Source organism: Luminiphilus sp. nBUS_07 (assembly GCF_051201685.1).
Lineage (GTDB): Bacteria > Pseudomonadota > Gammaproteobacteria > Pseudomonadales > Halieaceae > Luminiphilus.
In genome coordinates, this window is record NZ_CP179213.1 from 2,344,578 (window position 1) to 2,363,045 (window position 18,468).

At 52.0% G+C, this 18,468-nt stretch carries 13 protein-coding genes; 5 read left to right on the top strand and 8 right to left on the bottom strand.

Annotation, left to right across the window (positions count from 1 at the left end):
• Window positions 1-3: 3 nt before the first annotated feature.
• From ACMAZB_RS10425 to ACMAZB_RS10435, 3 genes are all read right to left on the bottom strand, one after another.
• Entirely contained in the window at window positions 4-714 is a 711-nt protein-coding gene (locus ACMAZB_RS10425) for an MlaA family lipoprotein (RefSeq protein ID WP_435216996.1), read from the bottom strand.
• Between the two features lie 145 nt (window positions 715-859).
• Window positions 860-4,600: an ATP-dependent RNA helicase HrpA gene (gene hrpA, locus ACMAZB_RS10430; protein ID WP_435216998.1), complete on the bottom strand. Its 3,741-nt coding sequence runs from the start codon at window positions 4,598-4,600 to the stop codon at window positions 860-862.
• A gap of 24 nt (window positions 4,601-4,624) precedes the next feature.
• Window positions 4,625-6,307, bottom strand: coding sequence for an AMP-binding protein (locus ACMAZB_RS10435; RefSeq protein WP_435217000.1), 1,683 nt, complete (start codon window positions 6,305-6,307; stop codon window positions 4,625-4,627).
• Between the two features lie 132 nt (window positions 6,308-6,439).
• Here ACMAZB_RS10435 and ACMAZB_RS10440 point away from each other — a divergent pair, with 132 nt between their 5' ends.
• Window positions 6,440-6,955 carry a MaoC family dehydratase gene (locus ACMAZB_RS10440; protein WP_435211640.1) on the top strand — a complete coding sequence of 172 codons (516 nt, stop codon included), beginning with the start codon at window positions 6,440-6,442 and terminating at the stop codon, window positions 6,953-6,955.
• Here the strand turns inward: ACMAZB_RS10440 and ACMAZB_RS10445 are convergent.
• Window positions 6,910-7,431: a hypothetical protein gene (locus ACMAZB_RS10445; RefSeq protein WP_435217002.1), complete on the bottom strand. Its 522-nt coding sequence runs from the start codon at window positions 7,429-7,431 to the stop codon at window positions 6,910-6,912. The genes ACMAZB_RS10440 and ACMAZB_RS10445 overlap by 46 nt on opposite strands.
• 110 nt (window positions 7,432-7,541) lie before the next feature.
• On the opposite strand from ACMAZB_RS10445, the gene mnmC reads away from it, so the two are divergent.
• The 3 genes from mnmC (at window position 7,542) to ACMAZB_RS10460 (ending at window position 13,355) form a co-directional block, all read left to right on the top strand.
• Entirely contained in the window at window positions 7,542-9,539 is a 1,998-nt protein-coding gene (gene mnmC / locus ACMAZB_RS10450; RefSeq protein ID WP_435217003.1) for a bifunctional tRNA (5-methylaminomethyl-2-thiouridine)(34)-methyltransferase MnmD/FAD-dependent 5-carboxymethylaminomethyl-2-thiouridine(34) oxidoreductase MnmC, read from the top strand.
• Window positions 9,536-10,333, top strand: a complete 798-nt coding sequence (locus ACMAZB_RS10455) for a glutaminyl-peptide cyclotransferase (protein ID WP_435217004.1) — start codon at window positions 9,536-9,538, stop codon at window positions 10,331-10,333. Before mnmC ends, ACMAZB_RS10455 begins: the two co-directional genes overlap by 4 nt.
• A gap of 70 nt (window positions 10,334-10,403) precedes the next feature.
• Entirely contained in the window at window positions 10,404-13,355 is a 2,952-nt protein-coding gene (locus tag ACMAZB_RS10460) for an insulinase family protein (RefSeq protein ID WP_435217005.1), read from the top strand.
• Between the two features lie 9 nt (window positions 13,356-13,364).
• On the opposite strand, the gene ACMAZB_RS10465 is transcribed toward ACMAZB_RS10460, so the two are convergent.
• From ACMAZB_RS10465 to ACMAZB_RS10475, 3 genes are all read right to left on the bottom strand, one after another.
• Complete coding sequence (locus ACMAZB_RS10465) at window positions 13,365-13,775, bottom strand: cysteine peptidase family C39 domain-containing protein (RefSeq protein WP_435217006.1); 411 nt, start codon at window positions 13,773-13,775, stop codon at window positions 13,365-13,367.
• 209 nt (window positions 13,776-13,984) lie between these two features.
• Entirely contained in the window at window positions 13,985-14,284 is a 300-nt protein-coding gene (locus ACMAZB_RS10470) for a hypothetical protein (protein ID WP_435217008.1), read from the bottom strand.
• Between the two features lie 164 nt (window positions 14,285-14,448).
• Complete coding sequence (locus ACMAZB_RS10475; RefSeq protein WP_435217010.1) at window positions 14,449-15,408, bottom strand: fatty acid desaturase family protein; 960 nt, start codon at window positions 15,406-15,408, stop codon at window positions 14,449-14,451.
• 447 nt (window positions 15,409-15,855) lie between these two features.
• Here ACMAZB_RS10475 and ACMAZB_RS10480 point away from each other — a divergent pair, with 447 nt between their 5' ends.
• Window positions 15,856-16,542, top strand: a complete 687-nt coding sequence (locus ACMAZB_RS10480) for a type II secretion system protein GspG (protein WP_435217012.1) — start codon at window positions 15,856-15,858, stop codon at window positions 16,540-16,542.
• Window positions 16,543-16,566: 24 nt separating this feature from the next.
• Here the strand turns inward: ACMAZB_RS10480 and ACMAZB_RS10485 are convergent, their stop codons facing one another.
• A complete protein-coding gene (locus ACMAZB_RS10485) occupies window positions 16,567-18,342 on the bottom strand; it encodes an SLC13 family permease (protein WP_435217014.1) in 1,776 nt (591 codons plus the stop codon).
• Window positions 18,343-18,468 lie beyond the last annotated feature (126 nt).

Below are 18,468 nucleotides of genomic sequence, written 5' to 3' on the forward strand. Positions count from 1 at the left end.
CCTTCAGAGATCGTCTCCTTCCCAGTCTTCGTCAAACTCGGAAAAATCATCGGACACGGCACCATCATTAGTTAGCAGCTCGCGACGCTGCATATAAGCATCTCTGAGAAAGATATATTGATCCCCAGATAGCAATTCGTCCGCGCCCAACAGGGCAGCGCGAATGTCCACTAAAGATATAGCCCTGAGTCCCCATTGCGCGTCCCGACCACCGATTTGGCCTGTGGGTGAGGCATAGGCATCAAACAGTGTTCCTGCGGTGCCACGCAAAGTACTGGGGCCCAAGAAAGGCAACATGACAAAGGGGCCTTGCGCAACACCCCAAGTCGCCAGAGTATGTCCAAAGTCTGTTTGATATTGCGGAATTTCCATGTGGCTAGCGACATCAAAAACACCGAAAAATCCCAGCGTTGAGTTAACAGCAACGCGTCCTAGATTGTTAGCGCCATACGTGAAACGCCCTTGAAGGAACGCATTGAGAGCCGCATTGACGTCGATCAAATTTCTAAAGAAATTGTTGACGCCCATCCTAGCTGGCGTAGGTAGAACTGCCTCGTAACCGACCGCGATAGGTCTGACTACATATTTGTCAGCGCCATTATTGAACCCATAGATGGCTCGGTTGAAGCCTTCCAGTGGGTCCTCTGTAGCGTACGCTGAAGCGCCAACAAAAGACGTCGTCAGCAATACCCAAGCGAATAAACTATTACGCATTAGCCCCTCTTTTGCTTTGCCCCATGTCAGGAAAGTTGACACCAAAAAGTGTAATGGAGCAGACACTATCAAACCTAAGGCATCGCTACGAGGGTGAGGTAACAAATACACTAGATCTGTTGGTATTGACCTTACGCATCAAGGGTTACCTTGGGTTCTCAATTAGCCAACTTTTTACTTTTTGCCATTGTTCGTCGAGGCGTTTCGCAGAAACGGGCAAACGCGTCCCCAACTGCTGCGCAAAAAGCGAAACTCGAAATTCCTCCAGCATCCATCGATATTGCATAGCAGGGGGAGATAAGGAGGCGAGGCCTGGATAGCCTTTAGCGGCCTCCTCCAATCGTGTCAGACTGGGTTGCAGTAATCGCAAACTCTTTTGATCTTTTTCGGTTTGCCCATTGAGCCGTTGAATACGATGTAATAAAGCTTTGCCGTAACGCGGATACTGCTCAAGCCAATAGGCCGGGTTCATTACCATGAAACCCGGCTCCAATAGATACTGAATTTGCCCTGCGATATCGGCTCTTGCCGCCGAAAACTCCACCTTTTTGAGTTGATTGAGGAGATTTTGGGCTTCAGCAAGGGGTTGCAAGAAGTTGATCATTAGCTGCTCTTTATTAAGGGCCATGGGTACCCATTGACCTTTCGCTGAGTTAACACTTTGAGTGAATGACGGCTCGTCTCGAGGCAGGGTTTCACCCCAAATCTCGAGCAGGCTCGACATAATCGTCTCACGCACCAACCCAACTCGATCTAGTCCACTGCCCGCTAATGCCAGGGAAGCTTTATTGTCGGCAAACAGTTGCTTGCGCAGATATTTTACCGTCTGGCTGCTGCAAGTCATCGCTAGGGCCGCAACGCCACGTCTATGCAATAAGGTTGCATCTGGCTGATAATCATGGAGCTCAATGGCCACACGATCGCCGTGATCTACCAAGGCAGGAAATCGCTCCACTTTCATACCCGCCGCTGTTGTGCGCCAGACACTGGGCAGCTCGCCGAAGGTCCAGCTTTTAACCTGATGTTGTGCGGGGGAATTAGCGGGCTCGCTGGACTCCTCCTTCCCCGCTCCATCACGAAATTGCGCCACCAGCGCTGCCATATCTCGACCTTGGGCCAGCAATTTTCCTCTTTCATCGACCACTCTGATATTGGCCCTATAAAACTCAGATAACCCTTGGATATCCCAGTCCTCATCAGCGATAACAACGCCACGAGTTTTGCGCAACGCAGCCGCTAGTGCTGAGCAAAGCGCCACGTCATCGGATTGCATCGATGCCAGTGCCGCATCAACAACATCCGGCACTGGCACCAATTGTTTGCGGCTAGCTTTGGGCAGGCCTTTAACCAAAGCAATACATTTTTCTCTCAGCAATCCTGAAACCAGCCACTCAAACCGATAGCGTGGGGCACGGTTCAGTAAGGGCAATGGGACTGTCACCGAGATTCCATCATTTTCTCGGCCTGGCTCAAAACAGTACTTCAAGCGGTAAGTCGTATCTCGCCACTCCAGCTCAGAGGGGAATTGATCCGCAACCGCCTCACCGGGATCTCGAGTAAGAATCTGTGACTGATCGAGCCGAAGCTGTTTATCGTCCGCCAGCTGGTTAATCCACTTTTCGAGGCTGCTGGCGCTAACACAGTGATCAGGAATTCGTTCTGCATAAAAATTAAAGAGTGCTTGCTCGTCAACGAGCAGGTCTCGACGGCGAGTCCGTGATTCAAGATCTTGAACCGCTCTAATGGCATTCAGATTCGCCTTGAGAAACCCGGGCGGTTTCCGATAATTGCCCAAGACCAAACCGTCTCTGATAAAAATTTCTCGTGCTACCACTGAATTGACATCGCCGAAATGGATCCGATGACCGTCACTAATCGTGAGCCCATAAAGTGTCACTCGCTCGACAGCCATGACTCGACCGGAACGCATCTGCCACGCTGGCTCATAATGGTGACGCTTGAGAATCTGGGGATTGATTCGAAGCAACCATTTGGGGTCTATAGCGGCGCACTGCCTGGCATAAACTTGTGAGGTTTCGACAACTTCGGCTGCGACCAGCCACTTCGGTGGTTTTTTATGGAGAACTGACCCCGGGAATATCTGGACCTGCCTGTTGCGAGTGGCATTATACTTTCTACCCTCGTCGAGTTGAGCGACTTGCCCTAACAATCCTGACAGCAGCGCTTTATGGACCCCCTCAAAATCTGTCTCATCATTGAGTTCAACACGCGGTCGCAGTTGTACCTGCCTGCACGCAATGACCAGCTGAGCATGAACCTCCCGCCACTCTCGCAGACGCAGAAATGACAAAAATTCGCGCTGGCATAACTTTCGGAATTGATTTTGAGACAGCGCTTGCCGCTGCTCTTCGTAATACTTCCACAAATTTAGCCACGATAAAAAATCGGAACGCGGATGATTAAACCGAGCGTGGGCTTGATCTGCCTGAGCACGCTTTTCCGCTGGCCTGTCTCTGGGATCTTGGACTGCGAGGGCACTGACTACCACCAAAACTTCTTCTAGACACTTTAGCTCACCGGCTGCATGAACCATCCGTGCCAACTTGGGATCGACTGGCAATCTGGCCATTTTTCGCCCCAATGCAGTCAACTTACCTCGCGCTGAAATAGCACCCAACTCCTCGAGAAGCCGCTGGCCATCGCGCACCATTTTTCCTTCTGGCGGGTCCACAAAAGGAAATTTTTGAACCTCGCCCAAACCCAGCTCCAGCATTTTCAATACAACGGCAGCAAGGTTAGTTCGTAAAATTTCTGGGTCGGTAAATTCCGGCCTCGCCAAAAAATCCTGCTCACTGTACAGGCGTAAACACACACCCGCCGCCACTCGCCCACAACGACCTTTGCGTTGATCTGCACTCGACTGGGAAATACGTTCTACTGGCAGTCGCTGTAGGCGAGTGCGATGGCTGTAGCGACTCACACGAGCAGTACCGGGATCAATAACGTAGCGAATGCCAGGAACCGTCAAAGAAGTTTCGGCAACGTTTGTTGCCAACACGACCCGCATGCCACTGCCTGTAGGTTTAAACACCCGATTCTGCTCAGCGGCACTAAGGCGAGCATAAAGCGGTAAAATTTGCCGCCGGTCATCCCCTTTTAGGCGACGGGAAAGATCACGGATTTCGCGCTCTCCAGGCAGGAAAACTAGGACATCACCTCTGGGGCCAAAATTCTCCGCAACAATGCCATCAACAGCGCGCACGATCTGGTCCTCAACGCCGTCCTCCGCATCGTCCGAGTCACCTAGGTAATGTACTTCAACCGGGAATAAACGCCCAGAAACCTCAATGATGGGTGCATTGTTGAAGTGTTGGGAAAAACGATCAACATCAATAGTAGCCGAGGTGATAATAACCTTGAGATCTGGCCTTTTGGGCAGCAACGTTCGGAGATAACCCAAAATAAAGTCGATGTTGAGGCTTCGCTCGTGGGCCTCGTCAATGATCAGTGTGTCGTAGTCGCGTAACTCACGGTCTCGCTGCAATTCCGCAAGCAGGATACCGTCAGTCATAAGTTTGATGGCCGTACTTTGTGCCACAGAATCGTTGAAGCGAACTTTATAGCCCACCAACCCCCCCAACTCTGAGCCCAGTTCGTCAGCAATACGCTCTGCGACCCTACGTGCAGCCAAGCGTCTGGGTTGGGTGTGCCCTATCCGGGCCTCTTGCCCTCTTCCCAACTCAAGACAAATTTTCGGTATCTGCGTCGTTTTACCCGAACCGGTCTCGCCAGCAATAATGACAACTTGATGCTGTTTTATCGCCTCACGAATTTCCTCACGACGTTCACAAACCGGCAAATCGTCGGGGAAATGGATTGGCTTAGGAATAATGCGGACCGGAGCATCTTTCATCTTTTCAGGCATCAAAATTACTGATCAAAACAGCGATCAAGCTGATTCTCGCAGCTCCCGACGCAACACCTTTCCAACGTTCGTTTTCGGCAATTCGTCGCGAAATTCGATGTGTCTAGGGATTTTATATCCCGTTAACTGCGTTCTACAAAAATCCTTTAACGCTGCCTCGGTCAGTGCTGGATCTTTAAGAATCACAAACATTTTGATCACCTCACCGCTCTTCGAATCGGGAATACCCACAGCAGCGCATTCCAAGACTCCGGGGTGTTTGCTGACAACATCCTCTAGCTCATTGGGGTAAACGTTAAATCCCGAAACAACAATCATGTCTTTTTTACGATCAACGATCCTGAGGTAGCCATCAGGATGAATAACCGCGACATCACCAGTTAGAAACCATCCATCGGCATCAATCGCCTCAGCCGTCGCCTCAGGGCGTTGCCAGTAACCCTGCATGACCTGAGGGCCTCGAATACAGAGCTCTCCAGCATCATCAAATCCCAGCGGCTGATTATCTGCATCGATAACGCGCACCTCGGTTTTGGGTACCGGCAAGCCAATGGTGCCCAACTGCTGGGCGCCTCCTGGGTTACCAGTTGCGACGGGCGAAGTCTCTGTAAGTCCATATCCCTCTGAAACAGGACATTGTGTTAATTGCTCCCAGGCATTGGCAGCGTCTTCAGTGAGGGCCATGCCACCAGAAAACGTCACCTTTAACTCGGTAAAATCTAAGCTTCTGAAGTTAGCGTCATTGGTCAACGCCACAAATAAGGTATTCAGCCCAAAAAATAGACGGGGGCGGAAGGTCTTGAAGACGTCAACCACCGACTTGAGATCACGAGGATTGGGAATTAAAACCGTGTGTGCCCCGACGTATAGGGCGTACATAGACGCCGTGAAGGCATAAATGTGATACACCGGAAGCGGCTGCACAAAGGTATCACCCAGCCCTTTAAGTTGGTAACTACCAAAGAGCGCATCTGCTTGCAGTACATTAGCCACGAGGTTGCCATGGGACAACATCGCTCCCTTGGCAACGCCTGTGGTGCCACCGGTGTACTGGAGCATAGCCAAGTCATCTGCCTGCACACGAGCAACCGGTACAGCGGGATGTTTTCGACCAGCTGACAACACGTCCCTGAGCTTTAACGCATTGGGAATCGAAAATGGCGGCACTAATTTTTTAACATACTTGGCAATAAAGTTGATCAAAAAACGTTTGGGTTGTGGGTGTAAGTCTGCCAACTCGGTTATTACCACCTTTTCAACGCCTGTCCTCGGCAAGACAGCAGCCGCCTGCTGCGCGACATTGGCCTGTACCACGAGTAGCTTCACCCCAGCATCGTTAAATTGATGCTCAATTTCTCGTTCTGTGTAGAGTGGGTTGGTGTTGACTACGACCATACCCGCACGCAGTGCGCCCAATACAACGACAAAATATTGGATGAGGTTGGGCATCTGAACAGCGATTCTGTCGCCCGTTGCTAAGCCAGATTCATGGGACAACCAAGCGGCAAAATTTCCAGCGAGGACATCCAGTTCGCGATAACTCAAGGAATGCCCCAAGCTAGTACAAGCCGTGGCATTTTCATGCCTTTTTAAAGCATCGTCGAATAACGCAATGATGTTGGGAAATGCTTGAGTGTTGATATCAGTAGGGATTTCCAAGGCAGTGAGCCGATCCGCAATAACTTGGTTAATATCTGCCTGCGTCATAAAATCCTCAGTTAAATTATAAAAAATAGGTTGGATCGCATCATGTTGTCTTGCGTGCCACGGGGTCAACCTGCCACCCTTACAACTTCAGTAACATTTACAGTTCAAAGTGCTTCAAATTAGGAGAACGGTATGTCCGACACCACCCAGATCACCAACCTGACTTTCGACGAAATCAACGTAGGGGATACCGCTGATTACAGCCGCCTTGTGACAACCCGCGAAGTTGAGCTTTTCGCTGCCGTTTCAGGCGATCACAACCCGGTTCACCTCGATCCAGAGTATGCCGCCACCACCCAGTTTGGCGAATGCATTGCCCATGGCATGCTTACAGGTGCCTTTATATCAGCGGCTATCGCCATGGAGCTACCCGGTCCAGGCACTATTTACCTTGGACAAACGCTGCAATTTCGGGCCCCCGTCACGCTAGGAGACACTCTTACAGTTGCCTTGGAGGTCACCGACAAGCACGCCAGCAGACCGTGGGTAACCATAGCAACTATCGTTAGAAATCAGGACAATAAAGAAGTCGCAAAGGGCGAAGCAACCGTCATGGCACCCGGCAAAAAAGAGACCGTCACCATAGTGCCCCCGTCCGCGATTCAGTTGGTCGATGATGTCGATGCTGAATCTGCAGATAAAAACTGAGCGGGATCTACGTAGACCAAGCTGAACGTCACGATGGGGCGTTCAGGATCGGGGGCCAACCCCAACATGATGGCATTGATCATGCCATCATGGTTCGTCCCCCCGACAGAACCAATAAGGTTTAATTCGCCGCCACCATCAAGCGCCGGCTCGTCTGTCTCTAAAGGCTTAAAGACTGGCAATGGTTTGCCTACTCTGAGGTCGTCTGATAAACGGGCAACCAAGGCGAGAACCCCGTCGCGCCACGCGGAGAAGTTCAAGCTGCCATTGAAAGCCCTAGCGTCCATCGCCAAATCCATTCTGACGGTGCCACCGTCTTCCATTTTAAGATGGGTAAGCGTCACTTTTCGGCTTCCTTCCAACTCTCTGAAAATACGCTTTGCAGTGGTGCGGTCGGCCTCCAGAATGCCGTCATTCAAGAGATTGGCAGCAATGGTGGCAAGTTGATTGGCTTCGAGTACCTTATCTTTCTTCATGATTATGACGTCTGCGAAAAACCGCTATTGTACGCGTTGTCGCCTCATCGGCTAGAGGCACAATATGAATAGTTACAAATACACCGTTTTATGGAAATTCAGGATCATCTTTGATCAAACGTGACAACAATCTGTGGCAACCAACACCTGCCCCCGATATCGAATGGCGGGATGGAATTCCTGTGTCTCGTGAATTCGACGATGTTTACTACTCTACTGACAACGGTATCGCAGAGAGTCGCTACGTTTTTTTGGACGGAGGCCAGTTTTTTGCTCATGCCAAAAACAACCGGCTTGCGATTGCTGAAACCGGCTTTGGTACAGGGCTTAATTGCCTGCTCGCCATAGACAACTGGCTCAAGCACGGTGATCAGCGAGCATCGGACGCTGCGCTGCACTACGTCGGCTTTGAAGCTCGGCCTCTAGATAAAGCACAGCTTCAGCGCGCCTGGGAAAAGTGGCCCTCTCTCGCCCACCTAGCGGCGCGTCTTATTCAAGACTGGCCACAAGCCACGCCAGGCTGTCATCGATTGTCTTGGACCGACTTGAACGTAACGCTAGACCTCTGGTGGGAAGATGCTCAGCAGGCATTGACTGATCTTGCGTCCCGAAGACGTCGGTACTTTAACTTATGGTTTTTGGACGGCTTTACCCCGGCAAGAAACGAGAGCGCTTGGTCGGAGCCGATATTCACTGCCATGTCTGCGCTCAGTCAGGAAGGCGCGACTTTCGCCACATTTACCGCTGCTGGCGAGGTCCGTCGAGGGTTAAGCGCCGCGGGCTTTAAGGTACACAAACGCCCGGGCTTCGGTGTCAAACGAGAGGCCCTTTGGGGCCAGCTTGGTGCCTTAATAAAACCCTCGAGTAAGTCCGCGGTAACACCTTGGGATTTAACCCCAAAAAGTTCACCGCCAAAAACAGCTGTGATCATTGGCGCAGGTTTAGCGGGCAGTTTTGCTGCCCGAGCGCTAGCTGAAAGGGGGGTCTGTGTCACAGTGCTTGAGGCCAATGCCGTTGCCAGTGGCGGCTCAAGTAACCTGCAAGGAATTACTTATACACGCCCCTCGAGGCGCCATGGAGTTTTGGCAGATTTTGCCCTCGCGAGCTACCAAATTTCGACACGGCTCTACCACCAGCTGCTAGGTAGGACCTTAGAGGTGGGTGTCGATGGGCACAACTGCGGCTATCTGCAGGTGACCGATGATTCTGAGACTCTCGAGTATTTAAAGCAGTTCGAGCAGCGCGATCTCCCCTTTCGTGTTTTCACTGCCGAAGCGGCGTCAGCACAACTGGGCGCGACACTCACGCAAGCGGCTCTCTTTTTTCCCGATGCCAGCTGGTTACACCCCGCCGCCGTGTGTCGCGAGCGCTTGTCTCATCCCAAAATTAAGCTGCTGGAATTTTGCGGCGATTGCAGCTCATCTCAAACCTCCACCGGCTGGCAGATCCATGACAGCAAGGGTAATCGATACACCAGCGATATCGTTGTATTGGCCACCGCAAACCGGCTCGCGGCACTGCCAGATACCGACTGGATACCCCTGCAAACTATTCGGGGGCAAACCACCCACGTTGCTGCCACGGAGCCGTCTGGAAACCTACGTACAGCGTTTTGCCACGAGGGCTACCTCCCGCCGCCACGGCAGGGCATCCACTGCTTGGGTGCCACCTACGGGCCGCAGGATAGCGCCCTAGATGAACGCCATGAAGATCACGTAGAAAATCTAAAAAAACTCGCTAACGCACTGCCATCTTTGGATTTCCCAACCGGCGCCAGTCACTTGTCGGGGCATGTCGCACTACGCTGCACAACCACAGATTATTTGCCCGTTGTGGGTCCAGTGCCTGACAAGGCGGCATTTAATGCCTGCTATGCCAGCCTAAAAACAAAAAAAACTCGACTCATTGATCAAGACTGTCCCGTAATACCCGGTCTGTTTGTGCTGGCAGGACTCGGATCAAGAGGACTCACTGCCGGCCCACTCGCCGCAGAGGTTTTAGCGAGTGATATCATGGGCCAACCCAGCCCTGTCCCCCGCTATTTGCAGCAAGCATTGTCACCCGCGCGCTTCCTAAAGCGTGGCATCATTCGAGGTCAACCGCTATGAATGTGATGCGCTGTTACTCGGTCGCCATTGGCATAGCCGCATTAGGATTGGTCGCAGTAGGCCAAGCTGCAGCGGCTGGTACCGCTGATGTTCAGGTAAAAAAACAGCGTGCTGTCGCTGTGGAATTTCGCCCCATGGAACGTCGAAACTTCACTCAGGGACTTTACATATTTGACTCAGAACTCTATGTCAGCTCAGGCCACTACGGCCAGTCTGCGGTGCGAGTTTACTCTTGGCCCAGTATGGATTTGATCCGGGAGGCAGCACTGCCAAAGGAGGTCTTCGCTGAGGGATTAACGCTACTTGCTAATCGACTGTGGGTTCTGACATGGCGTGAAGGTCAGTTGCTAATTATAAACCCTGCCACCTTAGAAATTCTGACAACGGGAAAAATCAGCGGCGAAGGCTGGGGCATTACTCACAACGGGTCGACGCTGTGGCTGTCCAATGGATCTTCGAGGCTCCATAGCATCGACCTGGGCAACGGAGGTAAGACAGCAGCATTGGACGTCACCTTGCAGGGCAAACCTCTGGGAAAACTCAACGAACTCGAGTGGATCAACGGCAAAATTTGGGCCAACGTCTGGCTGACTGACACTATCGTGGTTATCGATCCTGAAACCGGGGCTGTCACCAGCGAAATCACCGCCCAGGGGTTGTTAGCCCCAGAAGAGCGAGAGGCCAATACCGATGTTCTCAACGGCATAGCTCAGGACGCTGAAACCGGTGCTATTTGGATCACGGGAAAACGCTGGCCTAAAATATTTCGTATCGAACTTGTAGACGCGAACTAGCGCGCTTCGCGTTACAATAGCCCCAGATGCACTAGTGCATCCCGCCATTTTCCTAGACATCGGATTTTTCATGGAATCATTAGCTCAAAGCACAGACCCCGTTACCTTCCAAAAGCAGCGTAGCGCCACTATTCCTGCGCTGAATGTTACGGTTGAAGAGTTCATCCACCCCGCTACCGGCGCCCAACATTTACATCTGCAGTGCGATAACCCTGAAAATGTCTTCATGGTCGCCTTGCGGACGGTCCCCGAGGACTCTACGGGAGTCGCACATATTCTTGAGCATACGGTGCTCTGCGGCAGCGAAAACTACCCTGTGCGTGACCCATTTTTCATGATGCTACGACGCTCTCTCAATACGTTTATGAATGCGTTTACGAGCTCTGATTGGACCGCCTACCCTTTCGCCACACAAAACCGGAAAGACTTTAGCAATCTATTGTCGGTTTACCTCGACGCGGTGTTTTTCTCCAGACTTGACCCCCTAGACTTTGCCCAAGAGGGCCATCGTGTTGAGTTCGAAAATCCCGAGGACGATAAAGGGAACCTCGTTTTCAAAGGCGTCGTATTCAATGAGATGAAGGGCGCAATGTCATCGGTGTCCGCTGTATTGTGGGATCGACTGTGCTTCGAACTCTTCCCCACCAATACCTACCATCACAACAGTGGCGGGGATCCGGCAAACATTCCTGATCTCAGCTACCAACAGCTCAGAGACTTTTACGCCCGCCACTATCACCCCAGTAACGCAGTTTTTCTTACCTTCGGTGATATACCAGCCAGTGATCATCAAGCCGTTTTTGAAACGGCAGTGCTGAACCGCTTTGAAGCGTCTGAAACGGCTATCACGGTCGATCTTGAAAGTGCTTTCCCAGCACCTATTCGTGCGACGCACCCCTATGCCGTTGAAGATGACAACGAGTCGGGGCGAAAGACACATCATGTTATCGGCTGGAAGCTAGGTGAGAGCTCTGACCTTCTCGCCATGCTCGAAGCACAAGTACTCGCCGCCGTGCTTATGGAAAACAGTGCTTCACCGCTGATGCACTTTTTAGAGACCACGCCACTGGGGACAGCACCATCACCACTGTGTGGTGTGGAAGAATCCATGCGGGAAATGGTTTTTTGCTGTGGAATTGAGGGCAGCGATATTGATCAACTCGAAGAATTCGAAAGCGCGGTTCTTGAGGTCATTCAGGATATTTCAGAAAAGGGCATTCCGTCGGAACGCCTCGAAGCCATACTCCACCAAATCGAATTATCTCAGCGTGAATTGACCGGTGACGGGATGCCCTATGGACTCAACCTGATGCTACGGGCACTTGGGGCTGCAGTTCATGGAGGAGACTCACTCGCCGCACTGGACCTTGACCCCATACTCGCAACTATCCGAGAGCGCAGCCTGAGTCATGACTACGTGCCCGGGTTAATTAACCGCCTGCTATTAAACAACCCACACCGGGTGACTTTAACTCTCGCACCCGACAGTGATTTGACCGCAGGGCGAGACGACGCAGAGCAAGACCGGCTGAAGTCGATCGCTGCATCCCTTGATGACGCAGGACGGTCTAAAATTCTGAATCTTGCCGAGAAGCTAAAAGCACGTCAGGCCATCGAAGATGACCCGGATATTTTGCCTAAGGTGACGCTTCATGACATTCCAGATGGCGTTTCAGAGCCTAAACCCAGTGTCAAAAACAAGGGCGGAGTGGATGTTTGGAACTACACGACCGGGACTAATGGGTTGGTCTATCAGCAGTGGGTGAAACCCCTTCCCGCATTGTCGGAACAAGCGATGGCAAATTTACCCCTAGCAACCGGACTTATCGGAGAGCTTGGGGCCGGAGCTGCTGATTATCTGACCATACAGGAGCGCCAGTCAGCCACTGTCGGATCACTTAATGTTGCCACCATGACGCGGAGTGCCAGAGGCGATTTACAAGATTGCAGTGGCTGGCTACTGATCTCATCCAAAGCGCTCGCTAACCGCTCCGAGCAACAAGTCGCTCTAATGCAAGACACATTCTCGAGCACACGGTTTGACGAAGGGCCCCGCATCCGAGAGCTCGTCAACCAGAGCCGAGCACGGCGTGATCAATCAATCACCGGAAGTGGCCACAGTTTAGCCATGACAGCAGCAAGCGCAGGCATGAGCCCACTGGCTCTGCGCGCCCACGAGCAGGGCGGATTAGAAGGCATTAGGAGCTTGAGAAAGCTTGACGATCGCCTTGCCAATGACAGCGAACTCCAAAACTTCATGGCGGAACTGTCAGAGGTACACCGCAAAATTGTTGACGCGCAAGGATTGCAAATAGCCGTTATTGCTGACGCACAGAACATGGAAGCCGCCGAGGGCTTTGCGCTGGGCGCCGTAGGACCGGAAATAAAGAACACAGACGGGCAGCTTTGGCAGCCTCAACCCATCAGAGAGCACCGTCGTGAGGCTTGGGTCACTAATACCCAGGTGAACTTCTGTGCCAAAGCGTATCAGACAGTGCCCGCTAGTCATGCAGATGCGCCGGCTCTAACCGTACTGTCTGCCGTACTGCGTAATGGGTACTTGCACCGTGCAATTCGAGAGCAAGGTGGCGCCTATGGCGGTGGCGCGAGTCACGACGGTAATGTTGGCGCCTTTCGGTTTTTTTCCTACCGAGACCCTCGCTTGGGCGAAACTCTCGCCGATTTTGATGGCGCAATCGACTGGTTTTTAACAAGCAATCACGAATCCGAGACCCTAGAAGAAGCTATTCTTGGTGTTATCGGCAGCCTAGATAAACCCGGATCACCTGCGGGCGAGGCGCGCAAACACTTTCATGAATCCTTATTTGCACGAACGGCTGATCATCGCGCTGCTTTTAGACGAGGTATTATTGCGACCACGCTTGATGACCTGCGACGGGTTACCGAAACGTACTTACTTCATGCACAAGCCAGTACAGCGATTATCACTAACAGCCAAACCGCTACTCGCGAAGCTTCGCTACTCGCAGAACTTGGTCTCGAACAAAAAGACTTAAGCTGAGACTGGGCGTTACAGGTCACGGGGGGTGGCTATAGCATCCCCTGTGACCAATGCGATACCCCGCCCCGTGGGGTCAACCCAGCGTGAAACTAGGGCCACCAAGGAGACTTTCAGAACTCCTTGAGACGGGTCGTAAATAGTAGCCCGGCCAGCAGCATCAACCGACTGTAAAACGACGAAGTGGCCACCTGCATTTCCGGGGATTCTTAAAATCAGCGATTGCGTTACCTTTTCCAAACTAGAGCGCGGCAAAAAAAAGCCCCGGGAAGAGACGCCAAAATATTGCAGAAGCCACTGAAGATCTGACAATGAATATCCCTCACCGGCGGGCTTTCCTCCAGAAGCCGGGTATCGGAACCTCAGTAAATTCACCAGCGTTGGTAGGTCAGGATGAAGGCCTTTTTCTGCAAGCACGGACACAACAGCTCGAAGTCCACAGTCGTTGAGCGACGTTGATCTTGGCAAGCTATAAGCAGGAGTCTGGGATTCATATTCAAGCCCGGCCGGTTGGCTGTGCGCTTGGGTGGCAACGGAAAAGCCCAGCCAAGCGAGGCACCCGGCTAGGTTCAAGCATGAGCGGTGATGGATCAAAATACTGCTGCCCACGTCACAATGTGCCAGCGGATTTTTTAAGGTGCATTGGTGTAACGGTGTGGACTAGACGGCGCATAATGAGGCACGTAGATACCCCAGTAAAAGCTCATTAAAGCTAAATCCACGCCGGCAATACCCAACGCAAGCGCAAGCGGCGCCAAGCCCCCTCGAGCACTCTCCATAGCAATGGGATCGAGCTCCTCAATGGGCACATCGTAAGCCAAAGCCAAGCGCGTATCTTTAAGCGGGTCAAACGGCTTCGTAGGTGTCGCTGTAGCGACACTTGCGCTCATGAGAAGCGATAATAAGCCTAAGGATTTAAACGTAGTTTTCATGGACATCTCCCTGTCTCTATGGCGGACCATCTTTGGTCCAATGTGTCGCGTCATCTATGCCTGCGCAGCAATAAATAACCGCGAGATAGAAACCTTAGGCTCGCAGCCTCGATAAAAACAGTTCAGATGGGGGCAGTGGTGTTATCTGGTTGAATCGAAGGGGTTTAGGGTGATGCGGATTGTTGCAACACTTTCATCAGTACCCCGCCATAACTCGAGTCACGGGGCGTTACATCAAAATAGCCGCGAGCGTTTAGCAGTCGGCGAAGCTCAGCAAGTCGATAGCAGGGCACGGCCGCCATAAAGTGATGCTCTAAATGGAAATTTACGGCGTTTGGTGCTACCAAAAATCGCTGCCAGTAAGGCGCATCTACGGTGCGGGTATTCTTTCGGGGATCAAGGTTATATAAATCGGGTACTGCCCCGTGCTCGGCTATCTGGCGAAGTCGAATCACTAGCATGTAAGTCGTCATAAAGCTGGCGAACCAAAGCCACCAGGTCCAGCCCCACCCAAACGCGTAGAGAATAAGGAACAGGATTACTTGGACCACTATTTGCTGTAACAGCGGCGTTCGCCCTTCAGCTTGACCACGGCTCAAATTGCCGGCGCCGCCCTTAACAAGGCTGATTAACAGCTTTGCACCCGTTTGCCCGGTTAAATCTCGAAATACTTTTCGAGCAAAGCTTCGTTTTGAAATGGGGTAAGCCGCGTAGTTCATCAAATCCGGATCGTCAGCAGTGCCCGCTTTTCTATGATGCTGCAAGTGGCCTGCCGCGTAACTTGGCAAATCTCCCAGAGTGGGCAGCGCGCAAAACCACTGGCCTATTACGCGATTCAACGCAGAGCTTGCGAACAAAGTGCCATGTCCCGCTTCGTGCATAAGAACAGCCAAGCCTAACTGACGTCCGGGCAACATGACCATCACAAGGAGCACGGTCACCGCCCCGGGGAAATGCGCAGCCAAACCCAAGAGCAGAAAAATCAAACCCCAGTTCTGAACAACCAGTGTAGCGCCGAGCAAATCACTTGAACGCGCCAATGCCAGCCGCTCCTCAGCAGAAAGTATCTGGCTGGGTTTTATAATGGTGGTGGAGCAAGCCTTTGGGTCTCTTTTAAGCGACATATGACCGCCTGTAACCGGGTGATTGTTGGTAGGGTGCCAATTCATATTCCCACAAACAGCGCTGGCATACGAACTCTTGCGCCTGTGTGCGCCGGAGTCAAAAGTGCGTGGCTTACACCGAAAAATGTTTACGGACCCTCAACTCTAAGCCACGGATTTCATGGGAAGCCACAGCTTAACAAGCTTAATGGTATAAGCTCGTTTTCAAGCAAGAGGCGGCACTACATTTCTACCATGCCGGGCCCATCGTTTACTCAACTGAGGTCGCGAATACCCAGACTTCTCGACAGAGATGGCCCATTTAATAAATACTTGCGATAATCTGCGCCCGGATAGGCGCTTCAATCAAACGCAGCACCGGCCCGCAGAGCCTCGCTGCACAAAGAGTGCCCAAGCCTGAGCGCCATACCCTAACTCGACTCAAAGAACAGTCTTAAGGAAATCAACATGCATCACCCTGCCCTACCTCTTTTTTGCTTAGCCTTGGTCAGTTTACTCACAGGTTGCGCCTCTACCGAAGAGCAAGCCGCCAAGGTGTTGGAGGACACCGGGCAAGTGGCTCCAAACTCAAATTATAAGGACGTGGCGCAGTATCCGGGCAACGTCACCTGCGGCAAGTACCTCACTAACGACTATCAAGGCTTCCCGATCTACAAGGATTTCGTCGTATTAGATACTGTCGCCAATCTCAGGCCCTTATCGATGGACGTTAAGGTTTACTGCACTGAGAATTCGGCAGCTGCGCTGAATGAAGAGCTTCAGATTAATTATGAGGCTCAAAAGACGCAAATCGATCACATATTGCAGGATTTCCGCGACCTCGCAACACCATTGGAGGCGTATATTAGTGGCAACCCCTCCTATCCATGGACCGAGCAGGGCTTGCAGGCACTCGTGCAACCGGCGACAACGGGCAACCCACCAATAAATTTCCCAGAGAACGGCTACATCAGCTCCATACCAAATGACCCTTGGAGCAGGGAGTACCATTACGTCTGTGAGCCCTTTGCCGGGATCAAAATTCCCTACAAACTACAATCTTTCGGGGCTGATGGCGTGCCAGGCGGCTCAGGAATAAACGCTGATATTAAGCACGTTTACCTGCCTTACTTCGAACACATCAACAGAATTTAAGTGCCCCGATCCGGCGCAATGTGACTAAAGCGGAAACACCCTTGGAAGCAACAGCAAAACTACTGCGCTGTAGACAAGGGTAATTGGCAGTCCGTACCTCAAATAATCCGCGCGCTGGTAGCTTCCCAAGTTTTGCACCATCAGGTTCGTGGTGTAGCCAAAAGGCGTTAGAAACGAGGCACTTGCACCAAAAGCGATCGCCATCACAAAGGGCATCGGGTCAGCGCCAGTCGACAGGGCTAGGGTCCATGCCACGGGAAACATGAGCGCAGCAGCCGCGTTATTAGTCATTAGCTCGGTGAGCAGCACGGTCAGCAAATAAACACCTACCAGCGTCCACAGTGGGTCTATGCCAGTGATCAGAGGCGCCGCCCAAGTCGCCGCCGCAGCCACAGCACCGGTGTCTTGCAAGCCTTGGGCAACCGTCAACGCTGAGGCGATAATAATCCACATTTCGAAAGGAAAACGTCGTCGTAAATCCGCTCCATCGACGACGCCTAGGGCCAAGAAAGTTGCCAACAGAAAAGCAAGCCCTGTCACCAAGGCGAGTTTTCCCATAGCTGCCAAGGTGACAACAGCTACTACGGCGGCCGTTACGAAAATGCTGACTGACATAGGTAGGCGTCGGGCTTCAACTTGAGAATTTACCACCAAAAAATTGCGGCCCAAGTTCATCCTTTGGGGAAAGTCTGGCCCAACCGCCAAGGCAAGATAATCACCGGGTTGCAGTGTAATGCCGCCCAGCTTCCCCGAGAGCTGTGCGGCATCGCGACGTATCCCAACAACCGCCGCGTCAAAGCGCGCTCTGAAACTTGATTCTTTGATCGTCTGGCCTGCCACAGTTGCATTAGGCAACAAGATAACTTCCGTTATATTGTCACTCAGCAATCCTTCCTCAATAGCAAATAGCTGCAAGCCGTGAAACGTCGAGAGAAGGCCTACCCGGCTGATGTCTCCCGAAAAAATGAGTCGATCCCCCGCCTCAATACGCTGTGATGGTGCAACAGGCGATAGCACCTGGTCGCCCCGGGCAATCTCCACCAAAAATAGATCGTCGAGGTCGCGCAGCCCATTCTCTAGAATGCTACGCCCAATAAGTTTCGACTCGGGTAGCACTTCTGCTTCAATTAAGTGTTCGCTTATTTGCAGCTCTGTTTGATCATGTTGGGGTAATCGATGGCGAAACAACACCATGAATAAAATACCACCGATCGCTGCGGGCAGCGCCACAGGCAAAAAAGCAAAAAAATCGAGACCCTGCCCCGTTGTTTCTTGCAAAAAACTGCTAACAATAAGGTTCGTCGACGTACCGATGAGCGTCAGCGTACCGCCCAAAATAGCCGCGTAAGAAAGCGGCAATAAAAGCTGGCTTGGAGCGTGGAGGCGCGACCTTCTCAGCACGCCAGCAAGCGCCGCAACGACCGCCGTATTGTTGACGAAAGCGGAAAAAAACGCGGTCACCAGTGATAGTCGCAGTAAAGAGCCTGCCAGCGACGGGACAACCATGCGTCGAGACATTATCAGCAACCAGGGCAAACGCTCGAAGCCGACAGATATCAGCGTCAGCAGGACGAGGGTGACCAAGCCTTCGTTAGTGGCTTTGGTCAACACCGTATTAATGTCGACCAGCCCCATCAACAAGCAAGCCAAAAGGGCGCTGCCAAAAACCCAAGGGGCAGACCAGCGTGTCACCAAAAGAGTAGTGACTAGCCAGACAACAACCAGCATGATTAAGCTAATATCCAACAAAATTTTAAGATGTCCGAAGGTTTCAGAGGTGTCAGAATACGCACTTTCCATAGAATCCGACAGTGACCCCTAAGGGCACTAACGATACTAAAGCCCCTACGAGCCACACTGGGAATAGGGGTGTTGAGGTGCTAATGCGGAAACCTCACATCGACAGGTTATTTATTACTACAACAC